Source organism: Aliterella sp. E5.1, from assembly GCF_057473825.1.
On record NZ_JBYCCV010000319.1, the window covers coordinates 1 to 1798 of the forward strand.

The 1798-nt window shown below is 45.4% G+C and carries 1 protein-coding gene; it reads left to right on the forward strand.

Going from position 1 to position 1798, the window contains the following annotated elements; all coding sequences use genetic code 11:
- On the forward strand, positions 1-1798 hold a 1798-nt coding region (locus tag AC2VE5_RS26770; protein ID WP_486890577.1), incomplete at both ends, for an EAL domain-containing protein.

The following is a 1798-nucleotide window of genomic DNA, read 5'->3' on the forward strand; positions in this document are numbered from 1 at the left end:
GTATAGTGCCAAGCAACAGGGCAAAAACAATTACCAGTTCTATACACCGACTATGAATCCCGAAGCGCTTGAGCAACTGGTGTTAGAAAATAATCTCCATAAAGCGCTTGAGCGGGAAGAACTTTTGTTGCACTACCAACCGCAACTGGACTTAGATACTGGTCAAATTGTGGGCATGGAGGCTCTAGTCCGTTGGCAGCATCCCGATCTAGGATTGATCCCGCCTAATCAATTTATTTCTCTAGCAGAGGATACTGGCTTGATTGTCCCAATTGGGGAATGGGTGCTGCGAAGTGCTTGTGCCCAAAATCGAGCCTGGCAGTTGGCTGGATTGCCACCGCTACGCATCGCTGTCAATCTTTCAGCTCGTCAGTTCCAACAAAATTTAATCAAGACCATTGCTCAAGTTCTGAAAGAAACAGGGCTTGAACCTGAGTACCTGGAACTAGAAATCACCGAGAGTCTTGTCATGCAGGATGTAGACTTTACCGTCTCAGTCCTGCGGGAACTACAGGTCATGGGAATCCACATCTCCATGGATGATTTTGGTACTGGCTATTCTTCACTCAGTTCTCTAATGTGCTTCCCATTGCACACCTTAAAAATCGATCAATCTTTTATTCGTAACCTAACAATAAATCCAAGTAACGCGGCAATTATCACATCAGTTGTTACTCTCGGACACGGGCTGAATTTAAAGGTGATTGCTGAGGGAGTAGAAACATTAGAGCAATTGTCATTTTTGCGTTCAGCTAAATGTGATTTCATGCAGGGCTACCTTTTTAGCCAACCCTTAAGTGCTGAAACAGCCACACAATTCATTATCAAGCAAATGCCTTTAAGACAATTAGCTGCAAATATCAGCATTGTTCTTGGCAAGAACGACAAACTACCCGTGCTTCTTCAGGAATGCACTGAAAATCTTGGTCGAGACCTTGATGTCATAAACACCCGGATCTGGATGCTCAACGAAGTGGAAAACGTTCTAGAGTTAAAAGCTAGCTCCGGAATATTTACTCATCTTGACGTTCTGTATCACCGTATTCCTGTGGGCAAGTCTCAGATTGGTCGGATTGCCCAAAGTTGTCAGCCACTCCTGACTCCTGTAATTCTGGATGACTCCGACAACATTGCTCAGGAATGGGCTAAACGAGAAGGGATGGTTGCAATGTCTGGCTACCCGCTAATTGTAGAAAACTCGGTAGTCGGGGTAATGGCAATGTTTGCCCACAAACCCCTTGAAAAAAGTCTTCTTGCTCAGTTAACACCCATAGCCGATAAGATTGCCCAGTGCATCCAGCACAAGCAGACCGAGGAGTTACTGCGGCAGCAGACTGAGGGAGAAAGATTGGTGGTAGAGATTACGCAGCGGATTAGCCAGTCTGTAGACCTAGAGGAAATTCTTAAAATTATTGTCACAGAAGTGCGACAACTTCTTCAGTCCGATCGTGTCTTAATCTATCGCCTTTGGCCAGATGGTACTGGAAGCGGGGTTGAAGAATCAGTAAGTTCTAGTTATCCAGCCGTTCTGGGGCAAATATTCCCGGAGGAAGTTTTTCCCCAAAATTGCCGACAGTTGTATTGCCAAGGACAAGTGCGGAGTATTCCCGATGTGGAGAATAGTAAGGTGTCACCTTGTATGGTGGAATTTCTGCAGCAGTTTGCGGTGAAGTCAAAATTGGTGGTTCCCATTCTTCAGAAGCAAGAACTGTGGGGACTACTAATTGTTCATCAGTGTAGTGGAGCGAGGTACTGGCAACCGCTTGAGATCAGCTTACTTAATCAATTGGCTACCCAT